The 23,697-nt window shown below is 43.0% G+C and carries 20 protein-coding genes; 12 read left to right on the forward strand and 8 right to left on the reverse strand.

The window, feature by feature from the left end; all coding sequences use genetic code 11:
• Positions 1-55 precede the first annotated feature (55 nt).
• From groL to miaB, 7 genes are all read right to left on the reverse strand, one after another.
• The gene (gene groL, locus EO132_RS12820) at positions 56-1,690 is read right to left on the reverse strand and encodes a chaperonin GroEL (protein ID WP_127138244.1); all 1,635 of its coding nucleotides are present in this window, start codon (positions 1,688-1,690) and stop codon (positions 56-58) included.
• 21 nt (positions 1,691-1,711) lie between these two features.
• Positions 1,712-1,990 carry a co-chaperone GroES gene (locus EO132_RS12825; protein WP_014032184.1) on the reverse strand — a complete coding sequence of 93 codons (279 nt, stop codon included), beginning with the start codon at positions 1,988-1,990 and terminating at the stop codon, positions 1,712-1,714.
• A 146-nt stretch (positions 1,991-2,136) separates the two neighbouring features.
• Complete coding sequence (gene secG / locus EO132_RS12830) at positions 2,137-2,499, reverse strand: preprotein translocase subunit SecG (RefSeq protein ID WP_014032183.1); 363 nt, start codon at positions 2,497-2,499, stop codon at positions 2,137-2,139.
• 10 nt (positions 2,500-2,509) lie between these two features.
• Positions 2,510-3,400 carry a hypothetical protein gene (locus EO132_RS12835; RefSeq protein ID WP_127138245.1) on the reverse strand — a complete coding sequence of 297 codons (891 nt, stop codon included), beginning with the start codon at positions 3,398-3,400 and terminating at the stop codon, positions 2,510-2,512.
• 6 nt (positions 3,401-3,406) lie between these two features.
• Positions 3,407-3,925, reverse strand: a complete 519-nt coding sequence (locus EO132_RS12840) for an LptE family protein (RefSeq protein WP_127138277.1) — start codon at positions 3,923-3,925, stop codon at positions 3,407-3,409.
• Between the two features lie 26 nt (positions 3,926-3,951).
• Positions 3,952-5,232, reverse strand: coding sequence for a sigma-54 interaction domain-containing protein (locus EO132_RS12845; RefSeq protein ID WP_127138246.1), 1,281 nt, complete (start codon positions 5,230-5,232; stop codon positions 3,952-3,954).
• A gap of 89 nt (positions 5,233-5,321) precedes the next feature.
• On the reverse strand, positions 5,322-6,767 hold the full coding sequence (gene miaB / locus EO132_RS12850; RefSeq protein ID WP_127138278.1) for a tRNA (N6-isopentenyl adenosine(37)-C2)-methylthiotransferase MiaB: 1,446 nt from the start codon (positions 6,765-6,767) through the stop codon (positions 5,322-5,324).
• A gap of 149 nt (positions 6,768-6,916) precedes the next feature.
• Here miaB and EO132_RS12855 point away from each other — a divergent pair, with 149 nt between their 5' ends.
• From EO132_RS12855 to EO132_RS12895, 9 genes are all read left to right on the forward strand, one after another.
• Positions 6,917-7,645 carry a hypothetical protein gene (locus EO132_RS12855; protein WP_127138247.1) on the forward strand — a complete coding sequence of 243 codons (729 nt, stop codon included), beginning with the start codon at positions 6,917-6,919 and terminating at the stop codon, positions 7,643-7,645.
• A 68-nt stretch (positions 7,646-7,713) separates the two neighbouring features.
• Positions 7,714-8,967 (forward strand): LVIVD repeat-containing protein, encoded by a 1,254-nt coding sequence (locus EO132_RS12860; protein WP_127138248.1) that lies wholly within the window; start codon positions 7,714-7,716, stop codon positions 8,965-8,967.
• A 117-nt stretch (positions 8,968-9,084) separates the two neighbouring features.
• Positions 9,085-11,571, forward strand: a complete 2,487-nt coding sequence (gene topA / locus EO132_RS12865) for a type I DNA topoisomerase (protein WP_127138249.1) — start codon at positions 9,085-9,087, stop codon at positions 11,569-11,571.
• A 241-nt stretch (positions 11,572-11,812) separates the two neighbouring features.
• Positions 11,813-12,970: a formimidoylglutamase gene (locus EO132_RS12870; protein WP_127138250.1), complete on the forward strand. Its 1,158-nt coding sequence runs from the start codon at positions 11,813-11,815 to the stop codon at positions 12,968-12,970.
• Positions 12,971-13,093: 123 nt separating this feature from the next.
• On the forward strand, positions 13,094-14,470 hold the full coding sequence (gene porK, locus EO132_RS12875) for a T9SS ring complex lipoprotein PorK/GldK (RefSeq protein ID WP_127138251.1): 1,377 nt from the start codon (positions 13,094-13,096) through the stop codon (positions 14,468-14,470).
• Between the two features lie 84 nt (positions 14,471-14,554).
• Positions 14,555-15,211: a type IX secretion system motor protein PorL/GldL gene (gene porL / locus EO132_RS12880; protein WP_127138252.1), complete on the forward strand. Its 657-nt coding sequence runs from the start codon at positions 14,555-14,557 to the stop codon at positions 15,209-15,211.
• 67 nt (positions 15,212-15,278) lie between these two features.
• On the forward strand, positions 15,279-16,850 hold the full coding sequence (gene porM / locus EO132_RS12885; protein ID WP_127138253.1) for a type IX secretion system motor protein PorM/GldM: 1,572 nt from the start codon (positions 15,279-15,281) through the stop codon (positions 16,848-16,850).
• A 26-nt stretch (positions 16,851-16,876) separates the two neighbouring features.
• Positions 16,877-17,779, forward strand: coding sequence for a type IX secretion system ring subunit PorN/GldN (gene porN, locus EO132_RS12890; RefSeq protein ID WP_127138254.1), 903 nt, complete (start codon positions 16,877-16,879; stop codon positions 17,777-17,779).
• A 190-nt stretch (positions 17,780-17,969) separates the two neighbouring features.
• Positions 17,970-19,025, forward strand: coding sequence for an NAD(P)/FAD-dependent oxidoreductase (locus EO132_RS12895; protein ID WP_127138255.1), 1,056 nt, complete (start codon positions 17,970-17,972; stop codon positions 19,023-19,025).
• On the opposite strand, the gene EO132_RS12900 is transcribed toward EO132_RS12895, so the two are convergent.
• Entirely contained in the window at positions 19,022-19,423 is a 402-nt protein-coding gene (locus EO132_RS12900; RefSeq protein ID WP_127138256.1) for a DUF983 domain-containing protein, read from the reverse strand. The two genes, EO132_RS12895 and EO132_RS12900, sit on opposite strands and share 4 nt — an antisense overlap.
• A 66-nt stretch (positions 19,424-19,489) precedes the next feature.
• On the opposite strand from EO132_RS12900, the gene EO132_RS12905 reads away from it, so the two are divergent.
• The 3 genes from EO132_RS12905 to EO132_RS12915 all read left to right on the forward strand — a co-directional run bounded on the left by EO132_RS12905 (position 19,490) and on the right by EO132_RS12915 (position 23,697).
• Entirely contained in the window at positions 19,490-21,403 is a 1,914-nt protein-coding gene (locus EO132_RS12905; RefSeq protein ID WP_127138257.1) for an ABC-F family ATP-binding cassette domain-containing protein, read from the forward strand.
• Positions 21,404-21,539: 136 nt separating this feature from the next.
• On the forward strand, positions 21,540-22,427 hold the full coding sequence (locus tag EO132_RS12910) for a leucine-rich repeat domain-containing protein (RefSeq protein WP_127138258.1): 888 nt from the start codon (positions 21,540-21,542) through the stop codon (positions 22,425-22,427).
• Between the two features lie 148 nt (positions 22,428-22,575).
• Positions 22,576-23,697 carry an efflux RND transporter periplasmic adaptor subunit gene (locus tag EO132_RS12915; RefSeq protein ID WP_127138259.1) on the forward strand — a complete coding sequence of 374 codons (1,122 nt, stop codon included), beginning with the start codon at positions 22,576-22,578 and terminating at the stop codon, positions 23,695-23,697.

Genomic DNA, 23,697 nt, shown 5'->3' on the forward strand with positions numbered 1-23,697 from the left:
AACGCCCCGATTTGCATCGGGGCGTTCCTATTTTTAATCCGAATAAGATTGTTGATTACATCATGCCTGGCATTCCACCACCACCTCCCATTGGAGGCATTGCTGGGGCATCTTCCTTGATATCGGTCAAGGCACACTCTGTGGTCAAGATCATTCCTGAAACAGATGCTGCGTTCTCCAAAGCAATACGGGTCACTTTTTTGGGATCGATGATTCCTGTTTTAAGCATATCCACGTATTTATCGGACTTGGCATCGTAACCGAAGTCTTTCTTGCCTTCCAATACTTTGGCGATAACCACGGAACCTTCACCACCAGCATTCTCTACGATAGTACGCAAAGGAGCTTCAATGGCTTTGGCCACGATCTGTACACCTGTGGTTTCATCCAAAGAGTCGGTTGCCAATTTCTCAAGAACCTTTTTGGCTCTTACCAAGGCAACACCACCACCGGCAACTATACCTTCTTCAACAGCGGCACGGGTTGCGTGCAAGGCATCGTCCACACGGTCTTTTTTCTCTTTCATTTCCACTTCAGAAGCGGCACCAACGTAAAGTACGGCAACACCACCGGCCAATTTGGCCAAACGTTCCTGAAGTTTTTCTTTATCGTAATCAGATGTTGTGGTCTCGATTTGAGCTTTGATCTGGTTTACTCTCGCTTTAATGTCATCTGCATTTCCGTTTCCGTTAACAATGGTCGTATTGTCCTTGTCAATGGTTACGGTCTCAGCAGTACCCAACATATCCAAAGAAGCGTTTTCCAAAGAGAAACCTCTTTCTTCAGAGATTACGGTACCACCGGTCAAGATAGCGATGTCTTCCAACATGGCTTTTCTTCTGTCACCAAAACCTGGAGCTTTCACAGCGGCAATTTTAAGACCACCTCTCAATTTGTTCACTACCAATGTAGCAAGAGCTTGCCCTTCTACGTCTTCAGCAATGATCAAAAGAGGTCTTCCTGATTGCGCTACTGGCTCAAGGATAGGGAGAATTTCCTGTAGGTTGGAGATTTTCTTGTCGAAAAGAAGAATATAAGGGTTCTCCAAATCGGCAATCATTTTATCGGTATCGGTCACGAAGTAAGGAGAAAGATATCCTCTATCAAACTGCATACCTTCTACCACGTCAACATACGTATCGGTACCTTTTGCCTCTTCCACAGTGATCACACCTTCTTTTCCAACTTTGGCGAATGCCTTGGCTATCAAATCACCAATGGCCTCGTCGTTGTTCGCAGAGATGGAAGCTACCTGCTTAATTTTATCTGAGTCGTTACCAACTTCTTTGGTTTGTTTTTGCAGGTCGGCTACCAAAGCTTCTACGGCTTTGTCGATTCCGCGTTTCAAATCCATTGGATTTGCACCTGCTGCAACGTTTTTAAGACCTTCTTTTACGATAGCTTGGGCCAAAACGGTTGCGGTTGTGGTACCGTCACCGGCTTGATCGTTGGTTTTGGAAGCAACTTCCTTTACCATTTGTGCACCCATATCTTCAAGGGCGTCTTCCAATTCAATTTCTTTTGCAACAGATACACCATCTTTGGTTACTTGTGGTGCTCCAAAGGACTTGCTGATGATTACGTTTCTACCTTTTGGTCCCAAGGTTACTTTAACAGCCTCGGCCAATTTATCAACGCCTCTTTTCAGACCGTCACGTGCATCTATGTCAAACTTAATATCTTTTGCCATTTCTTTCTAGTTGATTTTTAGTTATACAATTGCCAAAATATCGCTTTCGCGCATCATCAAATAGTCGGTGCCATCGAACTTTAGTTCGGTGCCGGCATATTTTCCATAAAGAACGGTATCACCGACTTTAACGGTGACCTTTTCGTCCTTGGTTCCAGGTCCAACAGCCACAACAGTTCCCTTTTGTGGTTTTTCTTTTGCGTTGTCCGGAATGATGATACCGGAGGCAGTTTTGGTCTCGGCCTGTAGAGGCTCAATCAAAACCCTGTCTGCCAATGGTTTGATATTTACTTTAGCCATATTTTTAATTTTTAGGTGTTTGTTTTAAAAATTCTTGAATCTAAAAGGCAGAAATTGTGCCATTGCACAAAAACTGACATTCTGGAAAACAAAAATGCCAGCTTGTCATTTCAAGCTGGCATTTTTCTATGCTTTGTCACTTTTTATTATCCAATAGTGTCTACTGGACTTGTAGTGTCGGCTGGTGGAAGTTGTTCTGGTACTTCCTCAGGAACCGTTTCCGGTATTTCCGTATCGTCACCTTGAAGTAGTTTGGAATCTGCTTGGCTATAGTTTCCTTTTAAGGAAACATTGGAAAGCAATATCAAAACAATCAATAGGGTGGCAAGGGTCCAGGTACTCTTATCCAAGAAGTCCCCTGTTTTCTTTACGCCACCAACAACTTGGTTGCCACTTCCTCCGAAGGATGAGGACAAACCACCTCCTTTTGGGTTTTGGACCATAATGACCAAGACCAATAAAAGGCACACGATAATGATCAATACCAAAAAAATTGCAAACGTGCTCATATCTTAAAACTTAATCTTTTTCTTTCTGCAGCTTCTTCACCGCCTGAATTTGATCTGCAAAGAAACCACTTTTTTCTGGATATTTCAAACTCAATATTTTAAACGCTTGAATGGCCTTTTTATACTTTTTCTGCTCCAGATAAACCTTGGCCAACGTCTCTGTCATCAACTCGTTTTTGTCGATTTTTGTCGACTCTTTAATATTGACTTTTGGGTTGGTTTCCTTGGGAACTATCTTGGGGTTGTTCTCGATGAACTTGTCCAACAGCTCAAACTTTTTCTTCCGTTCCAATTCTTCCATGGCATCCACTTCGGGGGTGTCTTGGGGCTCATCGGTATGGGAGGTAAGCTGAAGCCATTCGGTAAAGGAATGCTTCTCTTTTTTTGTGAAGGGAATCGGCTTGCCCAAGTTTAAATCGGAATCTGATTCTTTGATTTCTTCCGTCTCCTTTTCAACTTCTTTATTGGATGTTCGCGATTCAAAAAGTTCTGGATTGAGAATCTGTTCCGCATCGGTTAAATTCTGAGGCAATGCTGGTTCGTTGGATTCCGAGAGCATACTTGCAGCATTCGGGTTGGGCTGAATTTCTTCTGAAACGGCCTCTTGGTCTTCCAGTTTTGCCCCCCTTCCAGCAATGGCATCCGCAATATTGTTCTGTATGAATTCCTTTGATGTGATGTAATCAAAAAGAACATCCCTGTCTGCCGTATGGGCAGCGGTTACTTTTAAGGCACTGTTGTACTTATAGCTGTCCAGATTTTTAAGTCCCTTTAAATGCAAGGCGCGAGCGGCCTGAAAATAGGGGTATTCCTCAATAATGCCTTCCAGTTCCCTAGTTTGATTGGGCGATAGGATGGTATTGGAGTTTTGAAGAATATGTATAAAATCCGAAACGTTCATATACTGCTACCAATTTCCCAAGGAAGCATTGAAAATGTCTTGGGTAAGTCGTTCAAAAATCTCTTCATGGGCGGCTGCCTGTATCGACGGCAAGGCCGCTGCGGCATCAAAATCATAAAAGAAGGAAAATCTCCTTTCAAAATCGGCATCTTCCTTTGTTGTATTGTAGAACCGAACGTTAACGCTCATCGTCAGTCGGTTTTGAGCTGTTCGTTGGTCAGAGGTGGCTGTCATCGGTACCACTTTGTACTCCACGATTTCTCCTTCGTACAACAAATCCCCATTGCTACCTGTCAAGGACAAGCTGGTCAAGTTGTTGATCATGTCCTGCAGTGCCAAGGTAAAATCCCGACCCAGTCCGGGTACAATTACGGAACCGGGCGTTTGATCGGCATAGTTCTGGAAAAAGTTGACTTGAAAACTTTCGGCGGTACCGATATCGGCACCTGAGAAGTTGTAGGCTCCACAGCTCTGTAGGAACAAAACAAGTCCAACCAACCCAACCTTTAAACCATTCTTTTTCATCATTGTTCTCAAACTTTTACTCTTGATTAAAGATCGTACTGTTTTATTTTTCTGTAGAGCGTTCTTTCCGAAATTCCGAGCTCGGCTGCTGCGGCCTTACGTTTTCCCTTATTGCGCTCTAGGGACTTTTTAATCAATTCGATTTCCTTTTCCTGTAAAGATAGGGTTTCTTCCTCTTCGATTTCCTCCGCAAAATGATATCTGTCCTCTGGTGGTTGTTGTGACGGAGCCGGTGTGGTTGGTTCCAACACGGGCTCTGGCAAATGCAACAGTTCAGCAGGGGTCTCCTCGTGTTCTATATCTTCTTCCTGCTCTTGACTGCCATATATTTTGCGAATCAATCCCTCGTTTTCACGCTGTACCTTGTGGGAGTCGTTCTCTTTTAAGATTTCCAGAGTCAATTTTTTAAGGTCGTTCAAATCGCTCTTCATGTCGAAGAGCACTTTGTACAAGATTTCGCGCTCATTGCTGAAATCCCCTTCTTTTTTAGCCTGTCCCACAACGGCAGGCAAGTTGGAACCGCTTGAATCGGGCAAATAACTTTTAAAGGTTGTGGCAGAAATACTTCGTTCCTCTTCAAGTACCGAAATTTGTTCTGCGATGTTCCGTAATTGACGAATGTTTCCAGGCCAACGGTATTGCAACAATAAATTTACCGCATCATCCTCCAAGCGGATCGTAGGCATTTTATATTTCTGTCCAAAATCCGAAGCAAATTTTCTGAACAACAAATGGATGTCTTCCCTTCTGTCGCGAAGCGGTGGCAAATTGATTTCAACCGTGCTCAACCTGTAATACAGATCCTCACGGAATTTTTCTTTTTGAATGGCCTCGAACATATTGATGTTGGTGGCGGCCACAATCCTCACATCCGTTTTTTGCACTTGGGAAGACCCTACTTTAAGAAATTCCCCATTTTCCAGTACACGTAACAAACGAACTTGGGTGGTCAACGGGAGTTCTCCGACCTCGTCCAAGAAAATGGTTCCGCCATCGGCCACTTCAAAATAACCGCTACGGGTTTGGGTGGCTCCGGTAAAGGCTCCTTTTTCGTGTCCGAAGAGTTCGCTGTCAATGGTTCCCTCGGGAATGGCACCGCAGTTTACGGCAATGTATTTGGCGTGCTTTCGGTGGGAGAGTGAGTGAATGATCTTGGGAATGGATTCCTTTCCCACACCACTCTCTCCTGTTACCAATACAGAAATATCGGTGGGAGCGACTTGTATGGCCTTTTCTATGGCACGGTTGAGCTTGACATCGTTCCCGATGAGCTCGAACCGCTGTTTTATGGATTGTACACTTTCCATATATTTTCATTCCTGCGATGGCAGGAATTTTTTTAATTCAACATTGTACTTCAGTTGCGATTGACAGCCGAGCGTAATGCAAATGGTTATTAATTGTTTTCTGAATATTCCACTGCTTCCCCGATAAGGGTTGCCGATGTACATTCATTGATTTTGACGTTGACGAAATCGCCTACCTTGTAATTTTCCTTTGGAAATACCACAACGGTATTTTGGGAATTACGGCCCATCCAGTGAACATCCGATTTTTTGGAAGTTCCCTCGATAAGAACTTCTTCAGTCTTTCCCAAATGTTCTTGGGTACGGTAATGGCTATGCTCTTGCTGCAGTTCGATGATTTCCGTCAGGCGTCTTTTTTTGATAGCTTCAGGAATGTCATCTTCCATTTTACGCTCGGCCAATGTTCCAGGTCTTTCGGAATAAGCGAACATAAAACCGAAATCATATTTTACGTATTCCATCAAACTCAAGGTATCCTGATGGTCCTCCTCTGTTTCTGTTGGGAAGCCGGTAATCATATCTTGACTTATGGCACAATCGGGAATTATTTTTTTGATGTTATCAATCAATTCAAAATATTCCTCACGCGTATGCAAACGATTCATTGCTTTCAGAATACGGTTGCTTCCACTCTGTACGGGCAAGTGAATGTACTTGCAGATATTTCTGTACTTGGCCATGGCCTCGATGACATCCAAGGTCATGTCCTGTGGGTTGGAGGTGGAAAAACGGATGCGCATTTTAGGTTGGGCTTGAGCCACAAGTTCCAACAATCCTGCAAAGTTTACTGAAGTGGCTTTTTGCATGTCCGTGGCCTTGTCAAAATCCTTTTTCAATCCGCCGCCATACCAAAGGTAGCTGTCCACGTTTTGGCCTAAAAGTGTAATTTCCTTGAACCCCCTTTCCCAAAGGTCGTTTACTTCTTCCAGAATGGATTGTGGGTCGCGGCTACGTTCCCTTCCTCGCGTAAAAGGAACCACGCAGAACGTGCACATGTTGTCGCATCCACGTGTAATGGAAACAAAAGCGGAGACTCCGTTGGTGTTCAAACGAACGGGAGCCACATCGCCATAGGTCTCATCTTTGGAAAGGATAACGTTTACCGCATTTCTACCTTCATCAATTTCCTGGATCAGGTTGGGGAGGTCTTTGTAAGCATCTGGTCCCACAACCATGTCCACGATTTTCTCTTCTTCCAAGAACTTGCTCTTCAGGCGTTCGGCCATGCACCCAAGAACACCCACTTTCATGTTGGGCTTGGTTCTTTTTACCGCATTGAACTTTTCCAAACGTTTGCGAACCGTTTGCTCGGCCTTTTCACGAATGGAACAAGTGTTCACCAAAACCAAATCGGCATCGTCCAAGTTTTGGGTGGTATTGAAACCTTCCTTGGCCAAAATGGATGCTACGATTTCGCTATCGGAAAAATTCATTTGGCAGCCATAGCTTTCTATGTACAGCTTTCTGCCGTTCTTTTCATTGTTTTCCAGCGCCAAGGTGCTTCCCTGTTGGCTTTCGTCTATTACTTTTTCCACGCTCTTTTCCTCTATCATAAATGTTTCAATGGGGTGCAAAGATAGTGCTTATTACAATTTAGTGACAATATGGCAGTATTTTTTAATAATATATTGCGATATCCCTTGTTAGTGTTACCTTCAAGCTTAAAACATAACCAATTTAAAAGATGAATTTCACAAACCTTTCCGAAAGAATCAAACAGAGTGCACCAGTAGAGTTTGGAACTGTATTCAATAATTCTGTGGAGCTCTTCAAAAAAGTATGGCTGCAAGGATTTCTTACTCTTGTATTGACCTTCGTGAGCATTTTGCCCTTTTATTTATTGATTTACCTGCCTATGGTCGCTATGGGAATAAGTGATCCCAATGCATTTGATGAACAGGAGATGCCGCCTGCTTTTGCGGGATTGATGAGTTTAATGATGCCAATTTTTTCTGTAGGTGTGATGACAGTTGGTATTTGTTTGAACGCCGCTTTTTTGCGCATTTGTAGAAAATATGATCTCAATGAATCAGGAAAGGATGATTACTTCTATTACTTCAATAAAGAACATTTGATCAAGGCTCTGATTCTTTCCTTGATAATGACAGGTTTGTCCCTGTTGGGATTATTGACCTGTGGATTGGGAATCATTTATTTGGTGGTGCCCATGTCCCTGTTTCCTGCCTTTTTCGCCTTTGACAAGGAACTTACCGCTCTGGAAATCGTAAAAGCGGGCTTTGCGCTGGGTAATAAAAACTGGTTGATGATATTTCTTTTGGTAATCGTAGCTGGATTAGTGTCGCAACTCGGTGTGGTCTTATGTTTGGTTGGGGTTTTATTTACCGCCATGTTCAGTAAAATCCCAATCTACTTTATATATAAGGATGCCGTGGGAATTTCCATGGATGTTTAAATTTTTATAGGTCTTGGGCGCAACGATATTCTCCTGATTGTATCTAAACAATTAAAAAGCAAACTACTATGAAAACCAAGACCATTTTATTTTTATGCATTAATTTTTTGCTCATCACTTCTTGTTCCACTGATGATTCCAACGGACCATCTGAAGAGTATTTGGTAGCTCGTCCACTAACCATGAGCAGGGCGGAATTTTCCAATAGTGTGGATATAATCGCACCACGTCCCATGGATGAATCGGGCAAAGTCTATACTTATGGGGATTACATTTTCATTAACGATAAGTACCAAGGGGTTCATGTCATTGACAACAGTAATCCCAGCCAGCCGGTAAAGGTGGCTTTTATCCAAATCCCGGGGAATGTGGATATTTCGGTAAAGAATGATTATTTGTTTGCCGACAGTTTGATGGATTTGGTGGTACTGGATATTTCAGACCTTGACAATATCACCATAGTGAATCGGTTGGAGAATGTGTTGCAAAGCTACGTAGCCGCTCCTTTTGAGGCAGATGTGGTCGAATATGGCGATTATGACTATGGCTCCAACGACATTTTGATTGGTTGGGAAGTGGTTTCCGAACGTCTAACGGAAGAGCAGTATCGAGCGCGTTTCGGGGATTACGGCATTGCCTTTGGGGAAGTGATGAATAATGCCAGTGATGGAACAGGGGAAGGAGGGTCGTTGGCAAGGTTCAAAATTGTAGAGGATTATCTCTATGCCGTGGACAGTCACAATATCAACGTTTTCAATATATCGGATTTGGACAACCCCCAAGTTTTGGAAGATGTTTATGCAGGATTTGATATCGAAACCATTTTCAATAGAGACAACTATTTGTTCTTGGGAAGCATGAGAGGCATGTACATATATGATATTACATCCCCTGGTACGCCAACATTGGTTTCGGAATTTGAACATGGAACGGCTTGTGATCCCGTTGTGGTCGACGGCGATTATGCCTATGTGACCTTAAGGGGAGGAAATATGTGCGGTGCTACGGAAAGTGGGTTGTTCATTGTCGATATTTCTGATATAGAAAATCCTGAACTGGCCATATCCTATCCGATGGATGGACCTTATGGTTTGGGCATCAAGGATGAAAAAATATTTATCTGTGACGGGGACTCCGGTCTTAAAGTCTACGATAAAACAGATATAAACGACTTGAAAGAGTTAAATCACTTTGAAGATATTGTTACGTTTGATGTCATTCCCATGGAAAACCACTTGATCATGGTCGGCGATGAAATCCTGTACCAATATGAGTATCTCGACAACAGTATTAAGCTCATTAGTCAAATAGGGCTTGAATAATGGCATGAAAAATCAGTTTTTATATCCCACTTTTAGTGGGATATTTTTTTATTGGGACGGGGGTAAAACCCTAAAATCGAAAAATTGATATACTTTTGTTATCACAAAACCCAGTGCATGCCAAAGAATTTAGTTATTGTAGAGTCCCCCGCCAAAGCAAAGACCATTGAACGATTTCTAGGAAAAGAATTTCAAGTAGAGTCAAGTTTTGGGCACATAGCCGACCTTCCCTCAAAAGAGCTCGGTGTTGATGTGGAGAACGATTTTAAGCCAAAATACACCGTAGATAAGGAGAAGAAGGCCTTGGTAAAAAAACTCAAGGACTTGGCAAAGAAAGCAGAGACCATTTGGTTGGCCAGTGATGAGGACCGAGAAGGGGAAGCCATATCCTGGCACTTGGCAGAAGAGTTGGGCTTGGACAAAAACAAGACCAAACGAATCGTTTTCAACTCCATTACCAAATCGGCCATCCAAAAAGCGATTGAGAACCCAAGGGACATTAACTACAATTTGGTCAATGCACAACAGGCACGTAGGGTGTTGGACCGATTGGTGGGCTATGAACTATCACCAGTGCTTTGGAAGAAAATAAAACCGGGACTTTCCGCAGGTAGGGTGCAATCCGTAGCAGTGCGCTTGATTGTGGAACGGGAGCGCGAGATTGAAGGATTTACCCCAGAGGCCTCATTTCGTATCAAAGCGGAATTCAAAACAGATGGTGGCAATGCGTTTGCCGCTAAGCTGAACAAAACATTTCCCACGAAGGACGCAGCAGAGAAATTTCTGAAAGAAAACATTGGGGCGAACTTTTCGGTTTCCGATTTGTCCCAAAAGCCAGCAAAGAAATCGCCAGCTGCACCCTTTACCACATCCACATTACAGCAGGAAGCTTCAAGAAAACTTTATTTTTCGGTAAGCCGAACCATGCAGGTCGCGCAACGGTTGTACGAAGCAGGTCTCATAACCTATATGAGAACGGATAGCGTCAATCTGTCCAACGAAGCTATTGCAGCGGCAAAAGACGCCATTCTGGACAACTATGGCGAAAAGTACAGTCAAACCAGGAACTTTACGGGCAAATCCAAAGGAGCACAAGAAGCTCACGAGGCCATTCGCCCGACCGATATGAAATTACAGTCGCCCCAACTGGAGCGCGACCAAGCAAAATTATACGAACTGATTTGGAAACGTACCCTTGCTTCGCAGATGAGCGATGCCCAATTGGAACGTACCAATGTGAAAATAAAAGCGAGCACCCATAACGAAGAATTCTCTGCAAATGGGGAAGTGGTGAAGTTCGATGGTTTCCTTAAAGTATACCTGGAGGGAACCGATGATGAAGATGGAGAGGAGCAAGAAGGCATGTTGCCGGCCATGAAAGTGGGAGAGCCGCTTCAAAATGTGTTTATTTCCGCCACAGAAAGATTCACACGACCACCTTATAGATATTCCGAAGCCTCTTTGGTAAAGAAACTGGAAGAATTGGGAATTGGTAGACCATCCACCTACGCACCGACCATATCAACCATCCAAAATAGAGGATATGTGGAAAAAGGTACGGTGGAAGGTTCTGAACGCAAGTACGCGCAATTGGTGCTCGAAGAAAGCAAAGTCTCAGACAAGCAACTGACGGAGATGGTCGGTTCAGAAAAAGGAAAAATCGTTCCCACGGATATCGGGATGATCGTGAACGACTTTTTGGTGACCCATTTTACCCAAATACTGGATTATAATTTCACGGCCCAAGTAGAAGAGGATTTTGATGAGATCGCATCCGGTGAGGAGGATTGGCAAGAAATGATGAAAACTTTCTACAAGGATTTTCATCCCAATGTGTTGGAGGTCGAGGAGAATGCTGAGCGTGCCAGTGGAGAGCGTGTGTTGGGTACCGACCCAAAATCAGGCAGGCAAGTATCCGTAAGATTGGGTCGTTTTGGACCGATGGTACAAATTGGTACGGTGGACGATGAGGAAAAACCTGAGTTCGCCAGTTTGTTGCCCGATCAGTCCATAGGTACCATTACATTTGAAGAGGCCATGACGCTTTTTGAACTCCCAAGAAAATTGGGTGTGTACGAAGGTGAGGAAGTGGAGGCCAATGTGGGCCGTTACGGACCCTATGTCCGATTCGGAAAAAAATTCATATCCCTAGCCAAGGGCGAAAGTGCCTTTGATGTGGATATGGACCGAGCCATAGAGCTGATCATTGAAAAGCAAAAGGCCGATGCGCCAATTGCGACCTACGAAGGAAAAGACGTTACCAAAGGGAAAGGTAGGTTTGGACCTTTCATCAAATGGGACGGCATGTTCATCAATGTGAACAAGAAATACGATTTTGACAATCTATCCGAAGGGGATATTGCTGAATTGATCGAGGCCAAAAAGAAGAAGGAAGCTGAAAAGCTCATTCAAGAATGGCCCGAAGAAAAAATCAGGATAGAAAAAGCCCGTTGGGGAAGACACAATATCATAAAAGGTAGGGTAAAGGTGGAGCTCTCCAAGGATGTGGATGCCACAAAGATCACTTTGGAAGAAGCGCAGGCCCTACTGGAAAAGAAATCACCAAAGAAAAAAGCCAAGACAAAAGCAAAAGCTAAGAAATAGCATGAATAAAGTAAGAATCATTGGCCTGCTAATCCTGCTAGTCGGAATTGTAATTCGTTTTGTGCTTAAAAATGATACTATGGATTTTATTTCTGGACTCTTGGTAGGACTTGGAATTGGACTGATCATAGTTGGGAGAATCTGGGGAATAAGTACGAAGAAATAATATCCCTACTTTATAGCATTCATTTAGATTTCGGAATTGAATTCAAAAAAAATATCATAAAGTTCAAATAAAAAGATGGCATTTGATTTTCTGGTTCCGGTCAAGGACAAGGTATTGGCGCATTCCGAATTGTTGCCAGGACAAGCATTGGGAAAAAACGTCCACATGCACACGGAAAAGGACGGACTTCCGGTATTCGCCCATGCCGATGTTGCCATTTTTGGCGTATTGGAATCCAGAAATGCTTTTGAGAAAAAACCAGAAAAATTGGATTTGGACGAAGTCCGTATTCAACTGTACCGCTTAATGATGGGCAACTGGAACTCCACCATTATCGATATCGGGGATGTGGAGGAAGGCGATACCGTTGAGGACACCTATTTTGTGGTAAAGGAAATCGTGGCGGGGTTGCTCGAGGAAAACATCATACCCATAGTATTGGGGCTTACACAAGATATTACTTTTCCTACCTACCGCGCTTTTGATAAAATAAAGAATATGGTGAATCTGGTCTCCATCGATAGTCGGTTCGACTTTGGTGAGGACGATGAACTGATTTCATCACATTCCTATATGAGCAAGATCATCACCGATAAGCCCAACAATCTTTTCAACTTCTCCAATATAGGATACCAGAGTTATTTCAATGCCCAGGAAGAAAAGGATTTGATGGAGCGTCTTTTTTTCGATGCCTATCGATTGGGCGAGATTGCCGCTAACATAGAATTGGCGGAACCCGTATTGCGCAGCAGTGATATTGTAAGCTTGGACTTGCGCGCCATCCGTGCCAGCGAAATGGGGATGACCCGAAATTTTTCCCCCAACGGTTTTACGGGCAGGGAGATATGTGCCATTGCCCGCTATGCGGGAATTAGCGATAAAGTATCCCTTTTTGGCATCTACGAAGGGGAGAATTCCCATCAGGCTTTTCAGATGATAGCACAGATCATTTGGTATTTCATAGAGGGCCTGAGCTATAGGATAAAAGAATACCCAAGCTCTAAGAGCGAAGACTTCACAAAGTTTACTGTACCCACGGACACGGAGGAATTGATCTTCTTTAAAAGCCATGTCACGGAAAGATGGTGGGTGGAAGTACCAACAATTTTAGCTGAACATACTAAAACAAATTCGGTGGCGTTATTACCTTGCACCGAAGAGGACTATTTGGATGCTTGCAACCAGAACATTCCCGAAAGGTGGTTCAAAGCCTATAGAAAGGGCTTGAACTAAATAAATTAAATTTTGATCATTAATTGTTTTTACACAATAATTCATTCAAAAATCAGTTTTGAGAGTAATGAATGTGTGTAGCACAGTTATTTAAATCTTGAATCGAACAATTTAACCTAAAGTATGAGAAAGCTATTCTTTTCATCTCTAGCACTTGTTTTTTTGCTTACCAGTTGTGGCTCTAAATCAAGGTCAAAAGGTGAACTAGTTGGGGTAAAGGGAAAAAAATGGCATCCAGAAAAACCCTATGGAATGGAACTGATTCCCCAAGGCGCCTTTGTTATGGGTAAAGCCGAAGAGGATCAGGCAAAAGTATTGAACGCTCCCACAAGAACGGTTACCGTACGTTCCTTTTATATGGACGATACGGAAATCACCAATAGTGAGTACCGTCAGTTTGTGGAGTGGGTCAAGGATTCCATTGTAAGGACCAGATTGGCCATTTTGGCCGATGAGTTGGGCATAAGCCCAGAGGATGAGGGTATCGGCGAGTACGCCTTCAAGGATACCGACACCACCGAACTTTCCGTTTACGATAAGTACATGCTCGACAATTATGCGGGTATGGGAGATAATTATTATGAAGGCAGGGCCTTGAACAAAGATGTTGACCTTGTATGGGATACTTCCGAATATCCGGATGAGTACTATGCTGAGGTTATGGACTCCATGTATCTTCCGGAAGAGGAGAGCTACAATGGATTGAGAAGCATCGATGTCACAAAAATCAAATACAAGTACAGCTGGATGGATATCGAAGCTGCTGCCAGAGCAAGATCGGGCAGTAGAAAGGACTTCATCAAACAAGAGGAACTGGAAATTTATCCAGATACCACTGTATGGATTCGAGATTTTGAATACAGCTACAACGAGCCAATGCACAACGATTACTTCTGGCACGACGCCTATAGCGACTATCCTGTAGTGGGGGTCAACTGGATGCAGGCCAAGGCTTTCTGTAACTGGAGAACTAAATTCAAGAACGACGACCAGAAAAGTCGTGGAAAGCAATTTGTGAACCAATTCAGATTGCCGACCGAAGCAGAATGGGAATATGCCGCAAGAGGTGGTATTGAAGGAGGTACATATCCTTGGGGTGGTCCGTATGTGATCAGTGACACTGGGTGTTTTATGGCCAACTTTAAACCACAACGTGGGGACTACGCAGCCGATGCAGCCCTATATACGGTAGAGGCAAAATCCTTTGAGCCCAACGAATACAACTTGTACAACATGGCTGGTAACGTATCTGAATGGACCAACTCCAGCTTTGATCAAGGCGCTTACGAATATCTGTCCACTATGAACCCGAACATCGGTTCACAGGACAATCAACGTAAGGTTATCCGTGGAGGTTCTTGGAAAGATGTGGCCTACTTCCTTCAGGTAAGTACCAGGGATTACGAATATCAAGATTCCGCAAGGAGTTACATCGGATTCAGAACCGTTCAAGATTACATGGGCGAGGAAGATGTCAACAGTAGCAGAAGCGGACTATAAAATACAACGAGAGAACATTATATAAACAAGTAAGAGTAGTAACCAAATACTTATTTTTTATATAACTTAATTAAAACTAGAATTATGGCGCAGTCAAAATCAACAAAAAAGCTGTTTAACATGGCCTACGGGCTTGGAGCATCGGTAGTAATTATTGGTGCATTGTTCAAGATCCTTCACTGGGAGTTCGGACCACTTACAGGTGGACTTCTTCTTGCAGTTGGACTTATCACTGAAGCATTGATCTTTGCCATCTCTGCATTTGAACCAGTGGACGATGAATTCGATTGGTCTTTGGTATACCCGGAATTGGCCGGTGGTGAGCAAAACGCTTCCAGAAAACAAGAAGCTAAAGATGCTCAAGAAGCTGAAGGTCTTCTTTCCAAGAAATTGGATAGCCTTCTTAAAGAAGCTAAAATCGATTCCGATCTTTTTGCCAACTTGGGAGAAAGTATCAAGAGTTTTGAAGGTGCCGCTAAGAATATCACTCCTACAACAGACGCTATTCAGCACACTAAAAAATACTCTGAGGAATTGTCTCACGCTGCAGCTCAAATGGAATCTTTGAACAGCTTGTACAAAGTACAATTGGAAAGTGCAAGCAGACAAGCTTCCATCAACGAAGAAGTAGTTCAGAATGCAGGTGCCTTGAAAGACCAAATGGAGTCTTTGGCCACTAACCTATCTTCTTTGAACGGAGTGTACGGAGGTATGCTTACAGCCATGGGCGGAAAAGTCTAATTAGAGGTTTTAAATCAACAGAAAACCAAACCAAATCAAATTAATTATTAAATCTAATTAGAAAAACATGGCAGGAGGAAAACAAACACCACGTCAGAAGATGATCAACCTTATGTACTTGATCTTCATCGCGATGTTGGCACTTAATATGAGCAAGGAAGTACTTGCCGCTTTCGGACTGATGAACGAAAAGTTGGAAACTTCCAATACAAACATGGACGCCAATAACTCCAGCTTCTTCGCAAGCTTGGAAACCAAAGCTTCGGAAAACGAAGAAGAATACGGCGAACTGTACGAAGATGCTCAGCAGATCAAACAACTTTCAGATTCTTATTATAGCTATTTGGAAGGATTGAAGAAAGAAATGACCGCAGACTTGGAAGACCCAACGGACTATGTGGTTATGGACAAGTCTGACTACTTGGACCAAAAATTCTTTCAGGGCGATAATTTGGGCCCAGAAGGTAAAAAGTTCATGGAGCAGATCAATAATTACCGTGAAGGTGTTGTCAACGCTTTGCCAGCAGAAGGTTTTGAATCTTTGAAATCAGCGGTTAAAGCACGTTTCGCCACAGGTGGTGAAGACGGTAAAGTAGAGAAAAGAGACGGTACACGTCAAGATTGGATCAACTATCACTATGAAGGGTTCCCACTGGTGGCCTCTTTGACAAAGATGACACAGTTGCAGGCCGATATCAAAACTACCGAGCAAGAGGTGTTGAAAACCCTTTTGGAAGGTGAGTTGACAGAGGCTGTATCCTTGACCAACTTTGCAAGTTCTTTGAATGCTCCAAAAACAGCATACTATTCAGGAGAAAAATATGATGGTAAAATCATTGTTAGCAAGACTGACAAGACATCCACTCCTGTAAAAGCTGAATTGACTTTGGACGGAAGACCATTGACAGAAGGTAAGGATTACGAATTGGAAGCTGGTGGTATCAAAATGTTGATCAGTGCTGGTACTCCAGGTGACCACACCATTAAAGGAACCATGACATTTATGCAAGATGGCGAAGAGGTGCCAGTGGAAGTGAACAACACTTTTGCAACAATCTCTATGCCTAACGCAGCAGTTATTTCTGCAGATAAGATGAACGTGGTGTATCGTGGTGTTGCCAACCCAATGACGATTTCCATTCCCGGTATTCCCGATAACAAAGTATCTGCATCCGCTCCCGGTTTGAGCAGAAGAAGCGGAAGCCAGTATATTATGAACCCAGGTACAGGTAGATCGGTTACCATTACCGCTTCAGGAACATTGCCTGATGGTAAAGGAATCCGTACCTCTTCTGAGTTCCGTATCAAGGATATTCCTAGACCAACCGGTACCGTTCGAGGTGAGTCCGGTGGCATTAAAATGCCAAGGAAAAACCTTGAAATTGCAACTGTCAGTGCTATGTTGGAAGACTTTGACTTTGACTTGAACCTTGCTGTTAGCCAGTTCAGTTTCAAAGTGCCAGGTCAGCCTACGGTGGTTGTAAACGGAAACAAATTGAATGATAGAGCCAAATCTGTTCTTAGAAGAGCGGGCCGTGGCGAAACCGTTCAGATATTCGATATCCAAGCTTACATTACAAACAACAAGAGCTACAAGTTGAAGAAAGTCTCTAATGTATTTGTTGAGCTTACAAACTAAGAGTACAAATTAGTATATAAGTAATTATGAATTGGAAAAACGCATTATTAATAGGATTGTTGGGCGTATTGCCGGTATCAATCATGGCGCAGGCAAATATTCTGAATGCCAAGTTGCCCGAAGATATAGGTAAGAAAACCGAAGCTCAGATAGAGCATGATGCCGATGAGCCTTTGGAATACGGTTATGTGGATGACAGGGATATCCTTTGGTCCAAGACCGTATGGGAAATCATCGATCTTGACGAGCGAGTAAACTTTCCATTGTATTACCCAACCGATACCATAGGTATTGGAAAGGACAGAAGGTCGCTGTACCACGTTTTGATGAAGAACATCAAAAACGGAAACCTTACCGAGGTCTATACAGATTCCTACTTTACAGAAAAAAGAAAGTTGGAAGACCTTTCGGCCACTTTGAGCAAAGTGGATACCACCGACTTAGGATACGAGCAAGTAAATGCTGGTGAGCAGGTTTCCCCGGAGTTTATTAACCAAAGGGATATAACCGCTGCCGATATCGAAGAGTTTCGTATTAAAGGAATCTGGTATTTCGACAAACGCCAAGGTGAGCTTAAGTATCGCTTATTGGGAATTGCACCAGTTGCCCCGGACGTTAACTTCATCGATGATGAGTCTATCGATCCAGGACAGAACAAAGTGGAATTGTTCTGGGTATGGTACCCTGCGGCAAGGCAGATTTTGCACGATGCCAAAGTGTATAACCAGCGTAACTCTGCAAGACCGATTTCCTTTGATATGTTGTTGAACGCACGTCGATTCAACGGTGTTATCTACAAAGAGGAAAACGTTCACGAAGATCGTGAGATAAGCGATTATATTTTTGATAATGCATTGTTCCAGCTCTTGGAAGCCCAAAGAATCAAAGAGGGCATAAGAGACAGAGAGCAGGATATGTGGGCCTATTAATGAAGCCCGGTTTTTTCGACTCTTGGCCGTAGAAAACCAAAAGCTGAATTAATCCCGAAGAATTTCGGGATACCACAAAAAAATAATTCCAATTCAATACAGTAAAACGCCGCACTTAGTGCGGCGTTTTTTTTGCATTAAACTAAAGGTTGGATGGTTGATTGATCGTTCAGATGTCTAATTTTGCAGTATGTTGGATTATATAGTAGTAGGTCTTGGTTTAGCAGGAATTTCTTTTTGCGAGGTGTTGGAAAAAGAAGGTAAATCCTTTGTAGTGATTACGGATGAGTCGCAACAAGCCTCACAAGTAGCGGGAGGCTTGTACAACCCTGTGATTCTGAAACGGTTTACCATGGCCTGGAAAGCCAAACAGCAGCTATTGGACGCTAAGCCTTTTTATCAAAGTTTAGAGAATAAATTAGGAGTTAAGTTGGATTATGAACTCCCGGTATTGCGAAAATTCGCCTCTATTGAAGAACAAAACCTATGGTTTGAGGCTGCAGACCGTCCAGATTTGGACTATTTCCTCTCAACCAAATTACTTCCGAACAGCAACCCTGTAATTGATGCCCCGCATGGCTTTGGTCAAGTTAAATATACAGGCAGGATAGACACAGCTGCTCTGGTTCGTTCCTATAAAAGTTATCTAAAGCGGACAGATTCCCTTTTGGAGGAATCCCTTGATTTTGATGAGTTGTCCATATCATCCGAACAGGTAGCGTACAAATCCTTAACAGCCAAAAACATAGTTTTTGCCAGCGGATATGGTCTCAAACAAAACCCATATTTTGGGTATCTGCCCTTGAACGGTACCAAAGGGGAATTGCTGGTCATCCATGCTCCCGATTATAAGGAGGAGAAGGTTATCAAATCATCCGTCTTTACCATTCCCATGGAAAATGACAAGTATTTAGTGGGGGCCACTTACAAATGGAAGGACAAGACCAATGAGCCTACCGAAGCAGCCAAGAATGAACTTTTGGAAAAACTCCAGACTTTTTTAACCTGTGATTTCGAAGTTGTTGGTCATGTGGCGGGAATTCGCCCAACCGTTACGGACCGTCGTCCTTTGGTAGGCAGGCACCCGGAGCATGAAAACTTATATGTGTTGAACGGATTTGGCTCCAGAGGAGTGTTGATTGGCCCGTATGCTTCCAAGCAATTGTTCGATTACATAGAGAATGAATCTGAACTGGACCCCGAAATGAACATCCAGCGATTTACCAAAAAACACTTCCCAAATTAACCCTTTACGGCCTTGTGGTTCTTAACTGAATTGGGGTCGTACTTCACGAAAAAGTTGATCCAAATATTTCTGGACAGCCGTATGATTACAGGCATAAACACCACCAAAGTGCCCACAATGGCAATAAAAGTGGTCGGTAGCGAAGCACCAAGGAACAAAAACGAGATTACAAAAGCCGCAACCGCAAAGGCAATGCCGACAGCGTAGCTTACGTACATGGCCCCATAGAAAAAGGAGGGTTCAATCTTGTACTTCAATCCGCAATGGGAGCATCTTTCGTTCATGCTGAAAATTTTGGACAGTGCGTACGGATTAGAGTTTTCGTACATACTCTCCTCTTGGCATCTTGGACAGTTTCCTGTTAAAATGCTGTAGATTTTGGTTCCTTTTTTTAACATTTGCAGGGCTTTTATGCAAAAGTATAAATTCGCCAATTAAAGTTTTGTAATTAAGGTCACATAAAAATGCTAAATGTCCATAATCTTTCCGTAGCCTTTGGAGGAGAATATCTGTTCGAGGAAATATCGTTTCGTCTCAATGGCGGAGATCGGGTAGGCCTTATTGGAAAGAATGGTGCGGGAAAATCCACTATGCTCAAACTTTTGGCCAAGGAAATGCCCTTGGACGAAGGAGCCATAGCCACCGAAAAGAACATTAAAATCGGGTTCCTAAAACAGGATATTGATTTTGAGGAAGGACGAACCGTATTGGAAGAATCCTATCAAGCCTTTTCCGAAATCAAGGAAATGGAGCTAAGGCTGGATGAGATAAACCGAGCATTGGCGGAACGAACCGATTACCAAAGCGACAGCTACCATCAGTTGATGGTGGATTTGAACGATGTTACCCACCGCTACGAAATATTGGGCGGATACAACTATGAAGGTGATACGGAGAAAGTACTCCTTGGACTGGGTTTTAAGCGGGAGGACTTCAACAAGCTTACCGATACTTTTTCTGGGGGATGGCGAATGCGTATCGAATTGGCCAAATTACTTTTACAAAACAACGATGTGCTTTTGCTGGATGAGCCGACCAACCACTTGGATATCGAGTCCATTATTTGGCTGGAGCAATTCCTTCGAAACTTTACCGGAGCTGTTGTGATCGTATCCCACGATAAAATGTTTTTGGACAACGTGACCAACCGTACCATTGAGATCTCCTTGGGAAGGATTTACGATTACAGTAAGCCCTATTCCCAGTTCTTGGTACACCGGAAGGAAATAAAAGAGCAACAACTCAGTGCTCAAAAGAACCAAGAAAAGCAAATACAGCAGACCGAACGACTCATAGAAAAGTTCAGGGCAAAATCCAGCAAGGCCTCCATGGCCCAATCCCTGATCAAAAAATTGGATAAAATGGATCGTATCGAGGTCGATGAAGAGGACAATAGTGTGATGAACCTTCGTTTCCCAGTTTCAGTGCACCCAGGTAAAGTGGTTGCGGAACTGAACAGCGTATCCAAGAGCTATGGACAAAAAAAGGTGTTGGAAGACATCGATTTAATGGTGGACCGTGGCAGCAAAACGGCTTTTGTGGGGCAAAATGGACAGGGTAAGACCACCTTGGCCAAAATTATGGTTGGAGAACTGGACCATAAAGGCGATTTAAAGATTGGCCATAATGTGCAATTGGGCTATTTTGCCCAGAATCAAGCTGAATACTTGGACGGGAACAAAACCATCCTAGATACCATGATTGATGCTGCCAACGAAAAAAACCGTAGTAGTGTCAGGGATATTTTGGGTTCCTTTTTGTTCAGGGGAGATGATGTGGACAAATACGTGAAAGTATTATCCGGAGGGGAACGGAACCGTTTGGCCTTGGCCAAGATGCTTTTGCAGCCCTTCAACGTATTGGTAATGGATGAGCCTACCAACCACTTGGATATCAAATCCAAAAATGTACTGAAGCAGGCCCTCCAAAATTTTGAAGGAACCTTGATATTGGTTTCTCACGACCGTGATTTTCTTCAAGGGTTGACCGATAGGGTATACGAGTTCAAGGACGGAGGTATCAAGGAATATTTGGGTGATATCGATTTTTACTTGGAGCAACGCAAGATGGAGGATTTCCGCAGCGTGGAAAAGGGAGACCAGAAGAAAGAGGAAAAGGTGCAGGAAAAGCCCAAGGAAAATGATTATCAAATCCAGAAGAAGCAAAAGTCTCTCAAGAACAAACTCAGCGGTGTGGAAAAAAAGATTTCCCAATTGGAAAAAGAAATCGCCAATATCGACCATGACCTTTTGATGGATTACGACGCCACCATTGCAAAACCCAACTTTTTTGATAATTACGAGGGGAAAAAGAAGAGTTTGGAGTCTTTGATGGAGGATTGGGAACAATTGTCCCACGAGTTGGAAACGCTGGATTAGGAGATACACCAATTTATTTACCACACATTTTATCGAATTCACAACATATTGGGGCGTATTCAACGATTATTTTTGTAGGATGTTTCGTATTTTTATTACTTTGTAGGTAAATTCCTTACAACTAAATAAGTAATAAATGAATCGAATAGCCATTTTTTTCTTTTACCTGATGTTTTCTACTGGCATCTCTTTTGCTAGTGGACAGGTATCCCCTAAAGAAAAAGCTGCGTTGGTGGATTTGTACAACAATACCAATGGAAGCGAATGGAATTCTTCTTGGGATTTAACAGCTCCAGTGAACTCTTGGAAAGGCGTGAAAATAGAAAAAGGCCATGTAGTTGGTCTAACACTCTTTATGAACAATTTGGAGGGTACCCTTCCAGAAAGTATCGGGAATTTAGACCATTTGAGCGAGCTGAACCTTGCTTTCAATCAGATTACCGGTGTGCTTCCTGAAGATATTGTAAAGCTTGAAGAATTGAAAATCTTCCGATTGGAGATGAATCGAATCAAGGGTTCGATACCAACTGGTGTGGGAAATTTTGAAAAGTTGGAGGTATTCTCCATGTTCAACAATTTCTTGACCGGACAAATCCCAGAAAGCTTTGGTAAGCTTAAAAACTTGAAGGAACTTAATTTATCGAGTAACAACATCAAGGGTACCATACCTAAATCACTTGGTAACCTCTCCAATTTGGAAGCACTGGGTCTTTTTGAGAATAAACTGGAAGGTCAAATACCGGCCGAAATAGGCAATTTGGCGCAATTAAAGGAATTGGTCTTGTCCAACAACCAATTGGGTGGGGAGATACCCGCTGAATTCGGACAGTTGGCAAGTTTAAAAATATTACAACTTCAAAACAACAGGTTCAATTCGTTCAATGCATTACATGCAATGGATGCCAATCAATTTTTGGTTTTTGATACGGACGATACAACATTGAGCCCGAAATTCAATGATATTCAAATTGACCGTACTCGCATGGCAGATACCAAATTCGAGGACGAGAACGAAAACGAGTAGTTAGTTATTACTTTAGTTTGTTTGGTATGGGGATGCCGTTTGGGGTCCCCTTTTTGCATTTGGCCAAGTTAAAAATGCATTTTATGAAATATTTAACCTTTGAAAAGAAAGTAGGGAATAGATTTGCATTGACTAAACCAACTAACGGATGCGGAAGCTTATAATATCGGCGGTTGCCGGAGGCGTCATCATACTGGCCTCCCTTTATTTTGCAGGACTGATTGCAGATAGCAAAGACAACAGAAGACCACCCTCACAAAAGATAGTGAAAACCGTTTTTGTGGATACGGTAAAGAATACCACTGTACCAATTATGGTTCCTGCCAATGGTAACCTCATGGCAAAAAAGCGCGTGGAACTCTATTCCGAGGTACAAGGTGTTTTTAGGCCAGGAAGCAAATTGTTTAGAACGGGTCAGGAATATAGAGCTGGTCAGACCCTTATCAGAATTGACGCAAGCGAATACTACGCTACGGTACAATCGGCCAAAAGTAACCTCTATAATTTACTTACCTCCATTATGCCCGACCTGAGGTTGGATTATCCAGAAATCTATCCAAAGTGGCAAGCATACCTCAATGGCTTTGATCTGGAGAAAGCCACTCCGGAACTACCTCAATTGGAATCCGAAAAAGAAAAGTTTTTCATCACAGGTAGAGAAATTATCACAACCTATTATAATGTGAAGAATTTGGAGCAACGTTTGTCCAAATACACCATAACCGCACCATTTACAGGAGTACTTACCGAAGCTTTGGTCACTGAAGGAACATTGGTAAGGTCAGGTCAAAAACTTGGGGAATTCATCGATACCGGATTGTACGAGTTGGAAGTATCCGTAAGTAAAACCTATGGGGACTTTTTGCGTGTAGGTCGGAATGTGGAATTGTCCAACCTTGAAAAAACACAGACGTACATGGGCGAAGTGACCCGTGTGAACAGCCGAGTGGATCAAAATTCACAAACCATAACTGTTTACATCGAGGTCAGTGGCGATAACTTAAAGGAAGGCCAATACTTGGAAGCCAATCTAGAAGCCAAGGAAGAACCAGATGCCATTGAGATCAACCGTTCCCTCTTACTGGAAAACAACCAGATTTTTGTGGTTAGGGACTCTATTTTGGATTTAATGGACGTAAAACCTATTTTCTTTACGGACAAGACCGTGGTGCTCAAGGATGTGCCCGATGGAGAAGTGATCGTAGCCAAACCCATGACCGGTGCCTATGCAGGTATGCTGGTAAGGACGTTTGATGAAAGTAAATCCTAA

Source organism: Flagellimonas oceanensis (assembly GCF_003992595.1).
In the GTDB taxonomy this organism is placed as follows: domain Bacteria; phylum Bacteroidota; class Bacteroidia; order Flavobacteriales; family Flavobacteriaceae; genus Flagellimonas; species Flagellimonas oceanensis.

Bases quoted from the DNA above. Each gene is read 5' to 3' on its own strand.
- groL (WP_127138244.1), bottom strand. From the start codon at position 1,690: ATGGCAAAAGATATTAAGTTTGACATAGATGCACGTGACGGTCTGAAA.
- EO132_RS12825 (WP_014032184.1), bottom strand. From the start codon at position 1,990: ATGGCTAAAGTAAATATCAAACCATTGGCAGACAGGGTTTTGATTGAG.
- secG (WP_014032183.1), bottom strand. From the start codon at position 2,499: ATGAGCACGTTTGCAATTTTTTTGGTATTGATCATTATCGTGTGCCTT.
- EO132_RS12835 (WP_127138245.1), bottom strand. From the start codon at position 3,400: ATGAACGTTTCGGATTTTATACATATTCTTCAAAACTCCAATACCATC.
- EO132_RS12840 (WP_127138277.1), bottom strand. From the start codon at position 3,925: ATGAAAAAGAATGGTTTAAAGGTTGGGTTGGTTGGACTTGTTTTGTTC.
- EO132_RS12845 (WP_127138246.1), bottom strand. From the start codon at position 5,232: ATGGAAAGTGTACAATCCATAAAACAGCGGTTCGAGCTCATCGGGAAC.
- EO132_RS12855 (WP_127138247.1), top strand. From the start codon at position 6,917: ATGAATTTCACAAACCTTTCCGAAAGAATCAAACAGAGTGCACCAGTA.
- EO132_RS12860 (WP_127138248.1), top strand. From the start codon at position 7,714: ATGAAAACCAAGACCATTTTATTTTTATGCATTAATTTTTTGCTCATC.
- topA (WP_127138249.1), top strand. From the start codon at position 9,085: ATGCCAAAGAATTTAGTTATTGTAGAGTCCCCCGCCAAAGCAAAGACC.
- EO132_RS12870 (WP_127138250.1), top strand. From the start codon at position 11,813: ATGGCATTTGATTTTCTGGTTCCGGTCAAGGACAAGGTATTGGCGCAT.
- porK (WP_127138251.1), top strand. From the start codon at position 13,094: ATGAGAAAGCTATTCTTTTCATCTCTAGCACTTGTTTTTTTGCTTACC.
- porL (WP_127138252.1), top strand. From the start codon at position 14,555: ATGGCGCAGTCAAAATCAACAAAAAAGCTGTTTAACATGGCCTACGGG.
- porM (WP_127138253.1), top strand. From the start codon at position 15,279: ATGGCAGGAGGAAAACAAACACCACGTCAGAAGATGATCAACCTTATG.
- porN (WP_127138254.1), top strand. From the start codon at position 16,877: ATGAATTGGAAAAACGCATTATTAATAGGATTGTTGGGCGTATTGCCG.
- EO132_RS12895 (WP_127138255.1), top strand. From the start codon at position 17,970: ATGTTGGATTATATAGTAGTAGGTCTTGGTTTAGCAGGAATTTCTTTT.
- EO132_RS12900 (WP_127138256.1), bottom strand. From the start codon at position 19,423: ATGTTAAAAAAAGGAACCAAAATCTACAGCATTTTAACAGGAAACTGT.
- EO132_RS12905 (WP_127138257.1), top strand. From the start codon at position 19,490: ATGCTAAATGTCCATAATCTTTCCGTAGCCTTTGGAGGAGAATATCTG.
- EO132_RS12910 (WP_127138258.1), top strand. From the start codon at position 21,540: ATGAATCGAATAGCCATTTTTTTCTTTTACCTGATGTTTTCTACTGGC.
- EO132_RS12915 (WP_127138259.1), top strand. From the start codon at position 22,576: ATGCGGAAGCTTATAATATCGGCGGTTGCCGGAGGCGTCATCATACTG.